The organism is Promicromonospora sukumoe (assembly GCF_014137995.1).
Taxonomy (GTDB): Bacteria; Actinomycetota; Actinomycetes; order Actinomycetales; family Cellulomonadaceae; genus Promicromonospora; species Promicromonospora sukumoe.
In genome coordinates this window covers 168125-185415 of sequence record NZ_JACGWV010000002.1, presented here as the reverse complement: position 1 = coordinate 185415, position 17291 = coordinate 168125, and the positions used below count along the sequence as shown (strand labels likewise).

The following is a 17291-nucleotide window of genomic DNA, read 5'->3' as shown; positions in this document are numbered from 1 at the left end:
TGAATCCGTCGCTTGTGAATGTCTTCACAAGGCACTGTACACGCACTTGGAGCGCTGTTTTGCTCGGTGTTGCCCCAGGCGCACGTGCGGGCGGTGCGGGCATGGTCTCCTGTGCGATACTGGTCGGACCCGCGCAGGCCACATCCCTGCGTGGACTGCAGAGTCCATCACTGCCCGCGATCCGCACGCGGTGCCGCAGTCACGACAGAACGTGGCCGCAGGCGTCCGCGAAGATCGCAGGAACAGGGCCGCAGCCGAGACTTCCGTCCAGATGTGTCGCTTCGCCGCGATACATCCACCGGACGACCGACCGCCTGGCGGTCCGCAAGGTGTGGAGCGGACACCGGCTACAGGAGCACCTCACGTGACGCCTTCCAGCACCACCGGTTCGACCATCGGGTCACAGGATGATCACGACGCACCTGAGGCGAACGCCCAGGTCACCACTGGTGGGGAGGCTCCGGCGGACGCTGCGCCGGCCAAGCGCCCGCGTCGCCGGGCCACACGGTCCGTCGTCTCGACGGCCTCCCACGTGGAGCCCATCGTCGTCGGCCCCTCCGACGCCCCCGCCGCGCCGGTGGAGAGCCAGCCCGTGACCACGGGCGGCACCGCCGCCGTCGCGACGTCCGCGACCCCCGCGGCCGGTGAGCCGGCCGCCAAGCGCCCGCGCCGCCGCGCCACGCGCGGCGTCTCCTCGCCCACCGCTCCCGCTCCCGAGGCGGCCGCCGCGCAGGCGCCCGCCGAGGAGCCGACGCCGGTCCAGCCGGTCGCGGCGGAGCCCGTCGTCGCTGAGACGGATGTCACGGAGCAGGCTCCGGCCGTCGTGGCCGAGCCGGAGGCCGAGACCACGCCTGAGGCGATCGCCGAGACGACGCCCCCCGCCGAGCCGGAGGCCGCCGTCGCCGCCGAGCCCGTCGCGGAGCCCGTCACCGAGCTGGTCGCCGAGCCCGAGGCCCCCGCCGAGCAGGCCGCCCCGCTGGACCTCGACCTGCCGCAGCCCGTCGCGCCCGCCGAGGCGCCGGCCCGCGAGGTCGCGAGCCTCGACGACATCGTGCTGCCCGGCGGCCCGGCCGCCGACGCGTCCGCCCCGGCGGACAAGGCCGCGCCGAAGCGCCGCACGCGCAAGAAGGCCGAGCCGACGGCGGAGGCCGTCACGGCCGAGCCGTCCACCGAGGTCACGGCTGAGGCCGAGACCACGGCGGAGGTCACGGTTGAGGCCGAGCCCGCCGCAGAGCCGGCTCCCAAGCGCAGCCGGTCGCGCCGCAAGCCCGCGTCGGCCGAGGCCGAGCAGGCCGTCGAGACGCCGGCCGAGCCCGCGGCGGCAGCCCCCGAGGCTCCCGTCGAGGAGACCCCGGCCGAGCCCGCGACCCGGTCCCGCACCCGCCGCGGCGGCCGCCGTCCCGCGTTCGAGCAGCCGGAGGCGCCCGCGCAGCCCGCGACGTCGCCCGCCGCGACGACGTCGGGCACGCGCGTCCCGCGCCTGGCCACGACCGCGCTGCTCTTCCAGGCGCCGGACGACTCGGCCGCGCGCCGGTCGCGCCGCGCGCAGGCCCCGGCCGGGCCGCCGCGTGACCTGACGCCGCAGTTCGCCCGTCCGGTCGCCCGCCCGGTCGAGTCCGTGCCCGAGCGGCCCGCCGCCCGGACCGAGGCCCCCTCTCGCCGGACCGCAGAGCGGGCCGCCGAGCAGGTCGCCGAGGCGCCCGCTGTCGAGACGCCTGCCGTCGATGCGCCCGCCGAGGCACGCGCGGAGACCGTGGCGGAACCCCGCACGCGCCGGTCCGGCTCGCGCCGGGCCGTCCGCCGCACGGGTCCGAGCACCGATCCGGCCGAGCGCGCCGCCGCGGAGACCGCCGCGGCCGAGCCCGCCACGGCCGAGCCCGCACAGGAGAGCGCGCCGGCCGACGCCGCGACCAGCGGCGACACCGCGGTCGAGGCCCACGAGGCCGCCGCCCCGGCCGCCCCGCAGTTCGTCGTCGCCGACCTGAGCGAGGACGACGCGGCAGCGGTCGACGAGGTCGGCGCCATCGAGGAGGAGCTGGTCGCCGAGGGCGTCGAGCTCGAGGAGCTCGCCCCCGCGGACTTCGAGGAGTACGACGACGAGGACGTGCGCCCGTCGCGCCGCCGTCGTCGCCGGGGCGGACGGGGCCGCCGTGGCGGCCGCGCCAACCGCACGGACGACATGGACGACTCGGCCGACGAGGACCAGGACGACGAGTCCGACGAGGACGCCCAGGGCGCCGAGGACGAGGACGGCGACGCCGAGGACTCCGGCCAGGACGCCGCGGACGCCGACGGTGAGGGTGAGGGTGAGGGCGGCAGCCGTCGTCGGCGCCGTCGTCGCCGGGGCACGCGCGGCGAGCGCGCCGAGGCCGCCGCCGCACGCTCCAGCCGCAGCGACGAGGTCACCGCGCTGAAGGGCTCCACGCGCCTGGAGGCGAAGCGTCAGCGTCGCCGCGAGGGCCGCGACCACGGCCGTCGTCGCCAGATCATCACCGAGGCCGAGTTCCTGGCCCGCCGCGAGTCGGTGCAGCGGTCGATGATCGTGCGCGAGAAGGACGGCCGCACGCAGATCGCGGTGCTGGAGGACGGCGTGCTCGTGGAGCACTACGTCTCGCAGCAGTCGCAGGCGTCGATGGCCGGCAACGTGTACCTGGGCCGGGTCCAGAACGTGCTGCCCTCCATGGAGGCCGCCTTCGTCGACGTCGGCAAGGGCCGCAACGCCGTGCTGTACGCGGGCGAGGTCAACTGGGACGCGGCGGGCCTGGAGGGTCAGCCGCGCCGGATCGAGCAGGCGCTGAAGTCGGGCGACTCCGTCCTGGTGCAGGTCACCAAGGACCCGATCGGCCACAAGGGCGCCCGGCTCACGAGCCAGGTCACCCTGGCCGGCCGGTACCTGGTGTTCGTGCCGGGCGGCGGCATGACCGGCATCAGCCGCAAGCTGCCCGACACCGAGCGGTCGCGCCTCAAGAAGATCCTCCGCGAGGTCGTGCCCGACGGCGCGGGCGTCATCGTGCGCACCGCCGCCGAGGGGGCCAGCGAGGACGAGCTGCGCGCCGACGTCGAGCGCCTGCAGGGCCAGTGGGACGCCATCCAGGCCAAGTCCAAGAAGGCGTCCGCCCCGGCCCTGCTGCAGGGCGAGCCGGACATGGCGATCCGCGTGGTCCGCGACATCTTCAACGACGACTTCTCGTCGCTGGTGGTGCAGGGCGAGGGCGCGTGGGACGAGATCGCGCACTACGTCGAGGAGCTGGCCCCGGACCTGCGCGAGCGCGTGTCCAAGTGGGTCGAGAACACCGACGTGTTCACGGTGCACCGCGTGGACGAGCAGCTCGCCAAGGGCATGGACCGCAAGGTCTGGCTGCCCTCGGGCGGCTCGCTGGTCATCGACCGCACCGAGGCCATGACCGTCGTGGACGTCAACACCGGCAAGTTCACCGGTGCGGGCGGCACGCTCGAGGAGACCGTCACGCGGAACAACCTCGAGGCGGCCGAGGAGATCGTGCGGCAGCTCCGCCTGCGCGACATCGGCGGCATCATCGTCATCGACTTCATCGACATGGTGCTGGAGTCCAACCGTGACCTGGTGCTGCGTCGCCTGGTCGAGTGCCTCGGCCGGGACCGCACCAAGCACCAGGTGGCGGAGGTGACCTCGCTGGGTCTGGTCCAGATGACGCGCAAGCGCGTGGGTCAGGGCCTCGTCGAGGCGTTCTCCGAGACCTGCGAGCACTGCAAGGGCCGCGGCTTCATCGTGCACGAGGAGCCCATCGAGAAGCCGGGTTCCGGCGCCGGCTCCGGCGGTTCCGCACCGGTCGAGGAGAGCCCGCGCGCCGCGCGCTCCCGCCGGAAGCGCGGCAAGGAGACCAAGGAGAAGGCTGCTCCCGCACCCGAGCAGGCGGCGCCGGTCGCCAGCCTGCCCGAGGAGCGGTCCGAGGCGCGCGAGGCCGTCAAGGCCACGCTCGCGACGATCGCCGCCGCGGCGCAGCACGCGCACGAGACGCACGACACGAAGGAAGCGGGGGAGGACGGTCCGTCCACCCTGGCCGACATCCAGCTCCCCGCGGCCCACTCGGGCCCGTCGAGCTCCGGCTCGACGGCCTCCGCCGAGTCACCCGCCTCCACCGGCTCCGCGGCGGACGCCGCGTCGTCGGCGAGCGATGCGCCGGAGGGGGGCTCCGGCACCGGGCAGCCGGAACCGCCCAAAGGAGCTGGCGACGAGGTCGCCTAAGCAGAAGGGATTCTGGGCGCGGCTGATGGGCCGCTGACCTGATCCGGACGAGGGTCGCCACCGCGAGGTGGCGGCCCTCGTTTTTTCGTGCCCGGAAGCAGCTCCGGGAACTCCTCGGGAAACTCCTCCGGAACTCGTCGGGCAAATCCGTTGCGGGTGGGGCGCGTTCTATGGTTCATTAGTCGAGTAACGAACCAACGAAGCGAGACCGAGACGACGGAGACCGAGATGACGACGACCGCCGCGAGACCGATGACTGCCCGGCTCGGGTATGTCGACAACCTGCGCATCCTGCTGACCGTGCTGGTCCTGGCCCACCACAGCGCCCTCACCTACGGCGCGCTGCCCATGTGGTACTGGGCCGAGCCCAGCGAGAGCCTGTCCGGCCTCGCGCTCATGGCCTTCGTGGTGGCGAACCAGCTCTGGTTCATGGGCTTCTTCTTCCTGCTCTCCGGCCTGTTCGTCCCCGGTTCGGTGGACCGCAAGGGGCCGGGCGCGTTCGCCCGGGACCGGATCGTCCGGCTCGGCATCCCGCTGGTCGTCTTCTGGCTGGTCGCGCGGCCCGTCCTGTCCCTGCCGACGTGGCCCGCGCGCCAGGCCCAGGGCGAGTCGTTCCTCACGTTCTGGTTCACCGCCGGCGACCCCGGCCCCATGTGGTTCGTCGAGGTGCTCCTCGTGGTCTCGCTCGGCTACGCGGCCTTCCGCGCGCTGCGGGCCCGTTCGGCCGCCCGTCGCGGCGTGCTGTCCGGGGCTGCCGGTCTGTCCGGTGCGGCCGACGGCGTCGTCCGTGAGGCGGCGGCTCGCCCCGTCACCTTCCGCATGGTCGCCGGGCTCGTCGCCGCCCTGACCCTCGTGACCTTCGTCTGGCGCCTGGCCGTGCCGCTGGGTACGTACTGGACGGGTGTCGGCCTCCCGACGCCGGCCTACCTGCCGCAGTACGTGCTGCTGTTCGTCGTCGGCCTGCTCGCGGCGCGCCGCGGCTGGCTCACCACGCTCACGGTGCGGCAGGGCCGCGTCGCGCTGATCGTCGCGATCGTCGGTGTCGGCCCGGCCCTCGGCGCCTCGGCCCTCGCGTCGGCGCCCGACGCCGGGGTCCTCGCCCTGGTCGCTCAGAGCCTCGTCGAGAACGTCGTCGCCGTGGGCGCGGCTCTCGGGCTGCTGGTCCTGTTCCGGGAGCGGTTCTCCGGGCAGCCTGCCTGGGCCCGGTTCGCCGCTCAGCACTCGTTCGCCGTGTACGTGATCCACCCGCTCGTGCTGGTGGGCGTCGCGGTGCTGCTGTCCCCGCTCGTGGTCCCGGCCGGACTGAAGTTCCTGGTGCTGCTCGCGCTGTCGGTGCCACTCTGCTGGGGCGCGGCCTACCTGCTGCGCCGCGTCCCGGGCGTGGCGCGGGTGCTGTAAGCCGCGAGTAGTTCTCCTCCCGGTCGCCGACGGCGTCAGGGTGCTTGACTGGCACCCATGGAAGACGGTCTGGGCGCCGGGCGCCTCGAGGTCATCGCCGGCCCGATGTTCGCGGGCAAGTCCGAGGAGCTGCTGCGGCGGGTGCGCCGGGCCCGGATCGCGCGGCGGGGCGTGGTGGTCGTCAGCCACGCCCTGGACGACCGGCGTGGCGTCGGCCGGGTGTCGTCGCACTCCGGGCAGGAGGTGCCGTCGCACACGGTGTCCGACGCCGGGGAGATCCCCGGGCTGATCGTCGACGGCACGGGGCACGACGACGGCGCCGGGGCCGGCGGCCGCACCGAGCTCGTCGCCGTCGACGAGGCCCAGTTCTTCGGCGCCGGGCTCGTGCCCGTGGTCTCGGAGCTGGCGGGCCGCGGGCTGGTGGTGGTCGTCGCGGGGCTGTCCGTCACCTTCGACGGACAGCCCTTCGCGCCGCTCCCGGAGCTCATGGCGCTGGCCGAGTCCGTCGAGAAGCTCACGGCCGTGTGCTCCGTGTGCGGGGCCGACGCCGCGTTCCACGTCCGGCTGCCCGCCGCGCCGGCGGTTCCCGACGCCGGGCCCGCGCACCCGGACGACGCGCTCGTGCCGGTCGCGGCCCACGTCGGTGGGTCGGAGTCGTACGAGGCCCGCTGCCGCCGGCACGCCGTCGTCGGCTGACCGGACCGGGCCGCGCCGTCGGGCCCCGGCCCCCGGGCCGCGTCGTCAGACCTTGCGCATCAGCTTGTACTGCGGGCAGTCGAACGGGTCGCGCGCGGCGAGCCCCACCTTGTTGAGGTAGTTGACGACGATCACGTACGACTGCGCGAGGCTGGTCTCGGTGTAGGGGATGCCGAGGGTCGCGCAGTGCTCCCGGACGATCTCGGCGGTCCGGATGAGGTGCGGCCGCGGCATGCTCGGAAAGAGGTGGTGCTCGATCTGGAAGTTGAGCCCGCCCATGAGGATGTTCATGAACCGCCCGCCGCGGATGTTCCGCGAGGTGAGCACCTGCTTGGACAGGAAGTCGATGCGGCTGTCGGCGGGGATGATCGCCATGCCCTTGTGGTTCGGGGCGAACGACGCGCCCATGTAGACGCCGAACACCGCGAGCTGCACGCCGAGGAACGCGAACGCCAGGCCGGGCGACAGCACCCAGAACAGGACCGCGACGTAGGCGGAGAGGCGCACGGTGATCGTGACGAGCTCGCGGATGCGGGCGCGCAGCGTCTCGGGGCCGCCCGTGAACAGCGAGCGGATCGAGAGGAAGTGCAGGTTCAGGCCCTCGAGCGTGAGCAGCGGGAAGAACAGCCAGCCCTGGTAGCGGTTGATCCACCGCTTCAGCCCGCGGTGCTGCCGGACGCCCTCCTCCGTGAACGCGATCGTGTCGTTCTCGATGTCCGGGTCCTTGCCCATCTTGTTCGGGTTCGCGTGGTGCCGGGTGTGCTTGGTCATCCACCACGAGTAGCTGATGCCGACGACGGCGTTGGCCAGCAGGCGCCCCACGCGGTCGTTGCGCGGGCCGGACTCGAAGACCTGGCGGTGCGAGGCCTCGTGGGCCACGAAGGCGAACTGCGTCAGGACGAGCCCGAGCGCGCCGGCCATCAGGAGCTGGAACCACGAGTCGCCCAGGAGCACGAACCCGGTGACGATCCCGCCGAGTGCCACGGTGAGCACACCGAGGGTCCAGGCGTAGTACCCGTGGGCCCTGCCCAGCAGCCCGGCGTCACGCACGGTGCGGGCCAGCGACGAGTACGTGCTGGTGACGGGCTCTGCACCGGGCTCACGGGGTTGCGTCGGGCGGAAGCCGTCGCGGACGACGGGGGCAGCTTGGGCCATGTGTCCTCACATGCTCGGGGTCGACTTCCCAGCCGTGGAGTTGGACGGAGTCGCCCGTCATGCGGATGCCCTCGAGCCTACGGGACCGTAGGTTACGGTCGCGAGGGGCAGATGTGGATGCCTCGCGGAGAGTTGAAGACGATGTGTTTACCTTCGCCAGACTCTTGGGCCGGTCGTCAGGGCCGGCTCAGTCCTCGATCAGTGGGACGAACCGGTATCCGCCGTGGTCCGTCGCGCGCGTGCGACCGTCGGGCAGGCGCTCGATGAGCAGCAGCGTCGTCCGGACGGGGATGACCATGCGGCCGCCGATCCCGACCTGGTCCACCAGGGTGCGGGGGAGCGCGGCCGCCGCCGCCGACACCAGGATGCGGTCCCAGCCGTTCTCCCGGGGCTTGCCGAGCACGCCGGGGGCCGAGTGCTCGAGCGTCGCCCAGTCCATCCCGGTCCGGGCGAGGTTGGCGGCGCCCCACTCGGACAGCCGGCTGTCGCGCTCCACGCCCAGCACCGAGCCCTGCGGTCCCGTCAGGTAGGCGAGCAGCGCCGTCGTCCAGCCGGAGCCCGCGCCGACGTCGAGCACGCGCGCGCCGAGCGGGACGCGCAGCAGGCGGAGCATGGCGGCCACCGTGGTGGGCTGGGAGGAGGTCTGGCCGCGCCCGATCGGCAGCGGCTGGTCCTGGCCGGCGAACGGCCGCTGGGACCGCGGCAGGAAGTCGCGTCGCGGTACGGCGCGCATCGCCCGGGCGATGTCGTCGTGCTCTGCTGCCGGCTCAGAAACCATCACGTATCACCTGAGCCCAGGGTAGGCACACGCGGTTCCGGGTCGCCAGACAGCCCTGTGCCGAGCGCGTGGCCAAGGCCACGCCGCCGTCGGTTTGAACCCGCTGAGGGCATCGCGTAACCTAGTCCTTCGGTGTGCTGTCTGCGCACCCGTCCTGCGTGCCCATGGCGCATCGCACTCGACCGCCGCGGCGGAGCGAGTCACAGCAAAGCCGGTGAACACCGTCGTGCGCGCACGCCAAGACTAGAGAGATGAGTTGAACGTGGTGTACGCGATCGTCAAGGCCGGTGGCCGCCAGGAGAAGGTGTCCGTCGGGACCATCGTCGTCATGGACCGTGTCCAGGCGGCAGCCGGTGAGACCGTTGAGCTCCCGGCCCTGCTGCTCGTGGACGGGGAGAAGGTGACCACCGACGCGAAGAAGCTCGCGAAGGTCAAGGTCACCGCTGAGGTCGTGCGGGACGAGAAGGGTCCCAAGATCACGATCCTCAAGTACAAGAACAAGACCGGTTACCGCAAGCGCCAGGGCCACCGCCAGTCGCTGACCCGCCTCAAGGTCACCGGCATCAAGTGACTTCCGCTGCGGGCACGCTCTGACGAGCGGGCCCGCGCGAGCCAGATACTTCTTCTTCCTCCTTCGTCCCGAAAGACAGGTCAGCCAGATGGCACACAAGAAGGGCGCGAGCTCCTCGCGCAACGGTCGTGACTCCAACGCCCAGCGCCTCGGCGTGAAGCGCTTCGGTGGCCAGGTCGTCAAGGCCGGCGAGATCATCGTCCGCCAGCGCGGCACCCACTTCCACCCCGGCGTGAACGTCGGCCGCGGCAAGGACGACACCCTGTTCGCCCTCGACGCCGGCGCCGTGCAGTTCGGCACCCGTCGTGGCCGCAAGGTCATCGACATCGTCGCCGCCGAGGTCTGATTCGGCTTTCGCGTGAGGGGGCGCACCGGTGACGGTGCGCCCCCTCACGTCTTTTCATGAGCGGCCCCGGGCCGCTCGCCCTGAGCAGTACCTGAGAGGATCGAGACATGGCCAGCTTCGTGGACCGCGTGGTTCTGCACGCCGCCGGCGGTAACGGCGGGAACGGCTGTGCCTCGATCCGCCGCGAGAAGTTCAAGCCCCTGGCGGGGCCCGACGGCGGCGACGGCGGTGACGGCGGCAGTGTCAAGCTGGTCGTCGACGCGAACACCACCACCCTGCTGGAGTACCACCACTCGCCGCACCGCCGGGCGACGTCGGGCACCCAGGGGATGGGCGACGACCGGGACGGCGCCAACGGCGGTGACCTGGTCCTGAAGGTGCCGGACGGCACCGTCGTGAAGGACCTCGACGGGAACGTCCTGGCAGACCTCGTGGGCGACGGCGCCGAGTACGTCATCGCGGCGGGCGGCAAGGGTGGCCTCGGCAACCGGGCCCTGTCGTCGCAGAAGCGCAAGGCCCCGGGCTTCGCGCTGCTCGGCGAGGAGGGCGACGAGGCCGACGTCGAGCTCGAGGTTAAGACCATCGCCGACGTCGCGCTGGTGGGCTTCCCGAGCGCGGGCAAGTCGTCGCTGATCGCCGCGATCTCGGCCGCGCGGCCCAAGATCGCCGACTACCCGTTCACCACGCTGGTGCCGAACCTCGGCGTGGTCCAGGCGGGCCAGTCGCGGTTCACCGTCGCCGACGTGCCGGGCCTGATCCCGGGCGCGAGCGAGGGCAAGGGCCTGGGCCTGGAGTTCCTGCGGCACATCGAGCGCACGGCGATGATCGTGCACGTGCTGGACTGCGCCACGCTGGAGCCGGGCCGCGACCCGATCACCGACCTCGACGTGATCGAGGCCGAGCTCGCCGCCTACTCGGGCGACATCGGTATCGCGGGCGGCCGCGTGCCGCTCACCGAGCGTCCCCGCCTCGTCGTCCTCAACAAGATCGACGTGCCCGAGGCGCGCGAGCTGGCGGACTTCGTGAAGGCCGACCTGGAGGCGCGCGGGTTGCGCGTCTTCGAGATCTCGACCGCCTCCCACGAGGGCCTGCGCGAGCTCAAGTTCGCCCTGGCCGAGGTCGTGGAGAAGGCCCGCGCGGACGCCCCCGCGCCGGAGGCCGCGCCGATCGTGCTGCGTCCGCGCCCCGTGAACGAGTCGAAGTTCACCGTGCGCCGCCTGGGCGGCGAGCACGACTACTGGTTCGAGGTCCGCGGTACCAAGCCCGAGCGCTGGGTGCGGCAGACCGACTTCAACAACGACGAGGCCGTCGGCTTCCTCGCGGACCGGCTCGCGAAGCTCGGCGTCGAGGACGGCCTGTTCAAGGCGGGTGCCGTCGCGGGCGACGAGGTGCGCATCGGCGACCCGAAGAACGCCGTCGTCTTCGACTGGGAGCCCACGCTGCAGACCGGCGCGGAGCTGCTGGGCGGCCGTGGCACCGACCTGCGGCTCGACCAGAGCGATCGGCCCACGCGTGGCGACAAGCGCCGCGAGTTCACCGAGCGCATGGACGCCAAGGCCGAGGCCCGGCGCGAGCTGTGGACCGAGCGCGAGTCGGGCCACTGGACCGACCCCGAGGACAGCTGAGCCGAAGGCGCAGCGGCCAGCAGACGTGTCGACGTACAGGTCCCTCCGGGGACCTGTACGTCTGACACGTCTGTGGTGTGACCGGCTCGTGGAATGAGCGAGCGTTCCCGGCGGGCCTCCGGGGAGGATGAGGGTGTGAACTCCCTCGACCCCTCGGTGAACCCCCAGGACGGCGCCTCGGACGGGCAGGACCAGCACGGCGGGCACGGCCGGCCGGGCGGTTCGGACCAGCCGGCCGTCCCGACCGCCCGGGCCGTGATCGCCGCCGCCCGGCGCGTTGTGGTCAAGATCGGCTCGTCGTCGCTGACCGGCCCGGACGGGCACCTCGACGTGGGTGCGCTGCGCGGGGTCGTCGAGGTGTTGGCGGCCCGGCAGGCCGCAGGCGCCCAGGTCGTGCTGGTCACGTCGGGCGCGGTGTCGGCGGGCATCGGGCCGCTCGGGCTGGGCAGCCGCCCACGGGACCTGGCCACGATGCAGGCCGCGGCGTCCGTGGGGCAGGGCCAGCTCGCGGGCCGGTACCAGGAGGAGTTCGCCGCGTTCGGCATCCAGATCGGGCAGATCCTGCTGACGGCCGAGGACACGGTCCGCCGCGCCCGCTACCGCAACGCGCAGCGCGCGCTGGAGCGCCTGCTCGCGCTCGGCGTCGTGCCGGTCATCAACGAGAACGACGCCGTCACGACCGACGAGCTCAAGTTCGGCGACAACGACCGCCTCGCCGCGCTCGTGTCGCACCTGGTGCGCGCGGACGCCCTGCTGCTCCTGACCGACGTCGACGGCCTGCACGACGCGCCGCCGTCGCGCCCCGGCGCCCGCCGCATCCCCCTGGTCGACGACCTCACGGAGATCGCGGGCGTCGAGGTGACCGCGCGCGGCAGCTCCGTCGGCACCGGCGGCATGGTCACCAAGCTGGAGTCGGTGCGGATCGCGACCGGCGCGGGCGTGCCCGCCGTCCTCACGCTCACCGCCAACGCGGCCGCCGCGCTCGCCGGGCACGACGTCGGCACGTTCTTCACCGCGACGGGCCGCCGCACCTCGGCGCGCCGGCTCTGGATCGCGCACGCCGCCCGTACGCAGGGCCGCCTCCACCTGGACGACGGCGCCGCGCGGGCCGTCCTCGGCGGCCGGGCGTCGCTGCTGCCCGCCGGGATCACCAAGGCCGAGGGCCAGTTCGACGCCGGGGACCCGGTCGAGCTCGTCGCGCCCGACGGCACCGTCGTCGCCCGGGGGCTCGTCGCCTTCGACGCGAGCGACCTGCCCGCGCTGCTCGGCCGCTCCACGTACGCGCTGCGCGAGGAGCTGGGGGAGGGGTACGACCGTGTGGTGGTGCACCGGGACGACCTGGTGCTGGAGAACGCCCCGCTGGGCTGAGCTGACTCCTGCCCGGACGTGCTTCCGACTTCGGTCCGTTGCACCGAGACCGGTCGGTTGACCGACCGATCTCGGCGCAACCGACCGATCTCGCCGAGTTCGGTCCGTTGCACCGGGTGACCGGCCGCGTCCGCACCACGGAATCGCCCTCGGCATCGGCCCGCCCCCGACGTACTCTCGACGCATGACGATCGTGAGCCACGAGGCGACCCCTGCCGGAGAAGATTCCGCGGGAGCCGGCACCCCGCCGCCGTCGGGCGCCGGCGAGGCCGACACGACGGGCGCCGCAGGAGCGGCCGGCGCCACGGGCGCCACGGGCGCCACCGGCACGGCCGCCCCGGGCACCCAGGACGTCACCGAGGCGGTGCGCGACGTCGCCCGCCGCGCCAAGGTCGCCTCGCGCACCCTGGCCACGGCCAACCGCATGACCAAGGACGCCGCGCTCGGCGCCGTCGCGGGCGCCCTGGTGGCGGCCGCCGACGAGATCGTGGCGGCCAACGCCCAGGACCTGGAGCGCGGGCGGGCCAACGGCATGTCGGACGGCCTGCTGGACCGGCTCGCCCTGACCCCCGAGCGGATCGTCCAGATCGCGACCGCGCTGCGCGACGTCGCCGCCTTGCCCGACCCCGTCGGCGAGGTGGTGCGCGGCCAGACGCTGCCGAACGGCCTGCGCCTGCGCCAGGTCCGCGTCCCGATGGGCGTGCTCGGCATGATCTACGAGGCCCGCCCCAACGTGACGGTCGACGCCGCCGGCCTGGCGCTCAAGTCCGGCAACGCGGCGATCCTGCGCGGCGGCAGCGCCGCGGCGTCGTCGAACGCGGTGATCGTCGCGGTGATGCGGGCGGCGCTGGAGGCCTCCGGGCTGCCCGCCGACCTGGTCCAGTCGATCGACGCGTACGGCCGCGCCGGCGGTGTGGCGCTCATGCGGGCCCGCGGCCTGGTGGACGTGCTCATCCCGCGCGGCGGCGCCGACCTCATCCAGACCGTCGTCCGCGAGTCCCTGGTGCCCGTCATCGAGACCGGCGTGGGCAACGTGCACGTCTACGTGGACGCGTCGGCCGACGTCGACATGGCGGTCGCGATCGTCATGAACGCCAAGACCCAGCGCGTCGGCGTCTGCAACGCGGCGGAGACGCTGCTCGTGCACGAGGACGCCGCTCCGGCCTTCCTCCCGGCGGCGCTCACGGCGCTCGCGGGGGCGGGCGTGGTGCTGCACGGCGACCCGGCAGCCCTGTCCTTTGCCCCCGACGGCGCCGTCGTCCTTCCCGCGACGGACGAGGACTGGGCAACGGAGTACCTCGCGCTGGAGCTCGGCGTGCGGGTGGTCCCGTCGCTGGACGAGGCGATCGAGCACATCCGCACCTGGTCCTCCGGGCACACCGAGGCGATCGTGACGCGGGACATCGCCGCGGCTGACCGGTTCGTCGCGGAGGTGGACTCCGCCGCGGTGATGGTCAACGCCTCGACCCGGTTCACCGACGGCGGCGAGCTCGGCCTGGGTGCCGAGATCGGCATCTCCACGCAAAAGCTGCATGCGCGCGGTCCCATGGGGCTCACCGAGCTGACCACCACCAAGTGGGTGGTCACGGGCGACGGCCACATCAAGCCGTGAGAGCGCGCTGGCGTGCCGCAGACCTCCGCAGGATCTCCTTGCGACCGGGTTCCGCGGTGTGCTGGCCGCAATTCGTCCGTGAGAGACTAAAGCCCACCTGAGCACGTTCGACTGGGAGGAATACCAGTGCTGCACACCGCCGTCCTGGCTGCCGAGGCCGCCTCGGAGCACGTCAACGAGCCGATCTCTCCGATCGCCCTGGGCCTGATCGCCTTCGGCGCGCTCGTGGCCGCCCTGCTGGTGACGTACGCGTTCCGCAACGTCGGCAACCGGCACTGAGCCGTCGAGACGGGGAGCCTGACGACCAGATGAGCGCACGCACCGTATGAGCGCCCCCACTGGGACCAGGCCGCGCATCGGGGTGATGGGCGGCACGTTCGACCCCATCCACCACGGTCACCTCGTCGCCGCCAGCGAGGCGGTCGCGCAGCTGGAGCTGGACGAGGTCGTCTTCGTTCCCACCGGCCGTCCTGGCTTCAAGCAGAAGCAGCGGGTCACCCCGGCTGAGCACCGCTATCTGATGACGGTGATCGCCACGGCGTCCAACCCGCGGTTCACGGTCAGCCGGGTCGACATCGACCGGGCCGGCCTCACCTACACGGTGGACACCCTCCGGGACCTGCGGGCGCAGCGGCCCGAGGCGGACCTCTTCTTCATCTCGGGTGCGGACGCCATCCAGCAGATTCTCTCGTGGAAGGATGCCGAGAAGCTGTGGGACATGGCACACTTCGTCGCTGTCACACGGCCTGGGCACAAGCTCACCGTTGACGGGCTTCCTCGGGACGGCGTGACGACACTCGAGGTTCCTGCACTAGCTATCTCCTCGACCGACTGTCGTCGTCGGGCCGAGGAGGGTTTGCCGGTCTGGTATCTGGTGCCTGACGGCGTGGTCCAGTACATCGCCAAGCACGGACTGTATCGAGGTCTTCACGATGAGTGACAACAAGGGTCGTCCCATGACGCGCCGCGAGATCCGCGAGCGGGAGGCTGCCGCTGCGGCCGCCGCCGGCGGTGGGTCCTACCCACCGCAGGGCGGGCAGCAGCAGGAGCCGCCGCACCGCGGCGCGCCCGCGCCTGCCCCGGCTCCCGACGGCGGCTGGTCGCCGAACCCGTCGAACCCGCCGGTCGCCCGCCCTCCGCAGGCGACGGGCGGCTCGCGCGGCGTGGACGCGACGGGCCGGCTCACGCCCGTGCAGCAGCCCGGCGGCGGCGCCCCGTCGCCCTTCGGCCCCGGTGGGGGCCAGGGCCGTCCGGGTCCGTCCGGCCCCGGCGGCCAGGGTGCCCCGGGCAGCCACGGCGCGCCCGGCCAGCAGGGTGGTCCCGGCCAGCAGGGCGCACCGCCCAGCCCGTTCGGCGGGCGCCCGTCGAGCGCGCCCGTGCCGCCCGCCCCGCAGCAGGGTCGGTCGGGCCGGTTCGCGCCGAGCGCACCCCCGGCTCCTGGCGGCGCCGGCGACCCCGGCCAGACGACGCAGTGGGGTGCTCCCCCCGCGGCCCCGACCCAACAGCCGCCGTCGCCGTTCGGCGGTCGCCCCGGTGCGCCGAGCGCACCCGGTGCGCCCGGCGGCCTCGGCCAGCAGCGTCCGGGTTCCCCGGGCCGTCCCGTCGGCGGCCCGCCGAGCGGCGCGGTCTCGGGCGGCGCGCCCGCGCTCCCCTGGGAGGCCGGCGCTGCGGCATCGCCGCAGTCGGCGCCCCCGGGCGGCGCGCCCACGGCCCCCGGCTCCCCGTTCCCCGGCCGCCCCGGCGGCCAGCCCGGTCCGGGCGGTCCCGGCCCCGGTCAGAACGGCGGGCCCGGCCAGCAGCACCCCGGTGCCCCCGGCCAGTTCGCCGCCGGCCCGGTGGCCCCGTCCCGTTCCTCCCGCCGTGAGGTGGAGGAGGAGTGGGACGAGGAAGAGGACGAGGGTCCGCAGTACACCTGGCTGCACTACATCATCCTGGTGGTCGTGGCGTTCGTGCTCGGCCTCCTGATCTGGAAGCTCGTGCTCGAGGGGGACAGCTCGATCGCGACCGACCAGGCTGCTGCCCTGCTGGGCACCCTGCCGGGCGGTCTGCCCGGCCTCATCGGAGGTAATGCGGTATGACGGCGACCGAGCGGGCCACCGAGCTCGCGATCATCGCGGCGCGAGCGGCGAGCGACATCAAGGCGCAGGAGATCATCGCGCTCGACGTCAGCGAGCAGCTCGTGCTGACCGACGTGTTCCTCATCGCGTCGGGCGCCAGCGAGCGTCAGGTCTCCGCGATCGTGGACTCCGTCGAGGAGGCGCTCTTCAAGGAGGGCGTCAAGCCGATCCGGCGCGAGGGCAAGACCGAGGCCCGGTGGGTGCTCATCGACTTCGGCGACGTCGTCGTGCACGTGCAGCACGCCGAGGACCGCACGTACTACGCGCTCGAGCGCCTGTGGAAGGACTGCCCGGCCATCCCGCTGCCGGAGGACGCGCAGGGCGGCGGCGACGCCGCCGAGTACCAGGACCCCGACGACGGCGCGATCCACCTCGCCGGGGACTCCCGCCTGTGACCGCTGGAACGATCGTCCTGCTGCGCCACGCGCGCACGGCGTACAACGCCGGGCTGCGGCTGCAGGGCCAGATCGACATCCCGCTCGACGAGGTCGGTCGCTGGCAGGCGGAGCAGGGCGCCACGGCGCTGGCGGCGTCGCACAAGGCGTCCTTCGTGGTGGCCAGCGACCTGCAGCGGGCCCGGGACACGGCCGTCGCGTACGCGCGGCACCTCGACCTGGACGTCGTGACCGACGCCGGACTGCGCGAGCGGTCGTTCGGCGACTGGGAGGGGCTGACCGACGCCGAGATCGCCGAGCGCTGGCCGGAGGAGCACGCCGTCTGGCGCAGCGGCGGCGAGCCGGAGGCGAACGGCGTCGAGTCCAAGGCGGTCACCGCCCGGCGCATGGAGGAGGCCGTGCTGCGGCATGCCGACTCCCTGGCCTCGGGGGAGACGCTCGTGGTCGTGTCGCACGGTTCGGCCATCACGCAGGCCATCACCCGGCTGCTCGGCCTGGACCCCGCCGTCTGGCGCGGGCTGCACGGCCTGCACAACGTGCACTGGTCGCACCTGCGGGCCTCCGGGCCCGGCGCGTCGCCCGCGTGGCGGCTCGTCGCGCACAACGTCGGGGCCGGTTACCCGCTCGACACGTGGCAGTCCGGGCCCGAGGCGCGGCAGTGACCACGCGGTGATCACGCAGTGACCGAGCGCACGCCGGTCTAGATTTGGTCCCTGGCGTCGGTCTGCATAGACTAGCAACGCTCGCCCGGCCAGCACGGCTGGGGGAGACCATTTCGGGGCTGTGGCGCAGCTGGTAGCGCACCTGCATGGCATGCAGGGGGTCGGGGGTTCGAGTCCCCCCAGCTCCACCGAGATCATCCGCGGTCCGCCCATCGGGCGGGCCGCGGATTTTCTGTTTCCGGGGTTCCGGCCAAGGGCCGACGCCGGTCAGCCGGGCCGGTGTGAAGCGGGTCACGGTGGCCCCCGGTTCGTTGACCTGAACCGTGGTTGAGGTCCTAGCGTC

15 protein-coding genes and 1 tRNA gene are annotated in these 17291 nt (G+C 73.4%); 14 read left to right on the top strand and 2 right to left on the bottom strand.

Features of this window, described 5'->3' with window-relative positions:
* Positions 1-364: 364 nt before the first annotated feature.
* The 3 genes from FHX71_RS18080 (at position 365) to FHX71_RS18070 (ending at position 6319) form a co-directional block, all read left to right on the top strand.
* Positions 365-4225 carry an Rne/Rng family ribonuclease gene (locus FHX71_RS18080; RefSeq protein WP_312877105.1) on the top strand — a complete coding sequence of 1287 codons (3861 nt, stop codon included), beginning with the start codon at positions 365-367 and terminating at the stop codon, positions 4223-4225.
* A 228-nt stretch (positions 4226-4453) separates the two neighbouring features.
* The gene (locus FHX71_RS18075) at positions 4454-5623 is read left to right on the top strand and encodes an acyltransferase family protein (protein ID WP_182618924.1); all 1170 of its coding nucleotides are present in this window, start codon (positions 4454-4456) and stop codon (positions 5621-5623) included.
* A gap of 57 nt (positions 5624-5680) precedes the next feature.
* Positions 5681-6319 (top strand): thymidine kinase, encoded by a 639-nt coding sequence (locus FHX71_RS18070; protein WP_182618923.1) that lies wholly within the window; start codon positions 5681-5683, stop codon positions 6317-6319.
* 45 nt (positions 6320-6364) lie between these two features.
* Here the strand turns inward: FHX71_RS18070 and FHX71_RS18065 are convergent, their stop codons facing one another.
* Positions 6365-7474, bottom strand: coding sequence for a fatty acid desaturase family protein (locus FHX71_RS18065; protein WP_182618922.1), 1110 nt, complete (start codon positions 7472-7474; stop codon positions 6365-6367).
* 187 nt (positions 7475-7661) lie between these two features.
* The gene (locus FHX71_RS18060; RefSeq protein WP_182618921.1) at positions 7662-8252 is read right to left on the bottom strand and encodes a protein-L-isoaspartate O-methyltransferase family protein; all 591 of its coding nucleotides are present in this window, start codon (positions 8250-8252) and stop codon (positions 7662-7664) included.
* A gap of 262 nt (positions 8253-8514) precedes the next feature.
* Here FHX71_RS18060 and rplU point away from each other — a divergent pair, with 262 nt between their 5' ends.
* The 11 genes from rplU to FHX71_RS18005 all read left to right on the top strand — a co-directional run bounded on the left by rplU (position 8515) and on the right by FHX71_RS18005 (position 17136).
* Positions 8515-8823, top strand: coding sequence for a 50S ribosomal protein L21 (gene rplU / locus FHX71_RS18055; RefSeq protein WP_182618920.1), 309 nt, complete (start codon positions 8515-8517; stop codon positions 8821-8823).
* A gap of 88 nt (positions 8824-8911) precedes the next feature.
* Positions 8912-9169 (top strand): 50S ribosomal protein L27, encoded by a 258-nt coding sequence (gene rpmA / locus FHX71_RS18050; RefSeq protein ID WP_036961235.1) that lies wholly within the window; start codon positions 8912-8914, stop codon positions 9167-9169.
* 107 nt (positions 9170-9276) lie between these two features.
* Entirely contained in the window at positions 9277-10794 is a 1518-nt protein-coding gene (gene obgE, locus FHX71_RS18045; RefSeq protein ID WP_182618919.1) for a GTPase ObgE, read from the top strand.
* Between the two features lie 135 nt (positions 10795-10929).
* A complete protein-coding gene (gene proB / locus FHX71_RS18040) occupies positions 10930-12162 on the top strand; it encodes a glutamate 5-kinase (protein ID WP_376770143.1) in 1233 nt (410 codons plus the stop codon).
* Between the two features lie 184 nt (positions 12163-12346).
* Entirely contained in the window at positions 12347-13774 is a 1428-nt protein-coding gene (locus FHX71_RS18035) for a glutamate-5-semialdehyde dehydrogenase (protein ID WP_182618918.1), read from the top strand.
* Positions 13775-13900: 126 nt separating this feature from the next.
* Entirely contained in the window at positions 13901-14053 is a 153-nt protein-coding gene (locus FHX71_RS18030; protein ID WP_182618917.1) for a hypothetical protein, read from the top strand.
* Positions 14054-14099: 46 nt separating this feature from the next.
* Complete coding sequence (nadD, locus tag FHX71_RS18025; RefSeq protein ID WP_182618916.1) at positions 14100-14714, top strand: nicotinate-nucleotide adenylyltransferase; 615 nt, start codon at positions 14100-14102, stop codon at positions 14712-14714.
* Entirely contained in the window at positions 14707-15852 is a 1146-nt protein-coding gene (locus FHX71_RS18020; RefSeq protein ID WP_182618915.1) for a hypothetical protein, read from the top strand. The genes nadD and FHX71_RS18020 overlap by 8 nt, the downstream gene beginning before the upstream one ends.
* Positions 15849-16286, top strand: a complete 438-nt coding sequence (gene rsfS / locus FHX71_RS18015; RefSeq protein WP_182618914.1) for a ribosome silencing factor — start codon at positions 15849-15851, stop codon at positions 16284-16286. Before FHX71_RS18020 ends, rsfS begins: the two co-directional genes overlap by 4 nt.
* Complete coding sequence (locus FHX71_RS18010) at positions 16283-16948, top strand: histidine phosphatase family protein (RefSeq protein WP_182618913.1); 666 nt, start codon at positions 16283-16285, stop codon at positions 16946-16948. The genes rsfS and FHX71_RS18010 overlap by 4 nt, the downstream gene beginning before the upstream one ends.
* Before the next feature lie 115 nt (positions 16949-17063).
* Positions 17064-17136, top strand: a tRNA-Ala gene (locus tag FHX71_RS18005).
* Positions 17137-17291 lie beyond the last annotated feature (155 nt).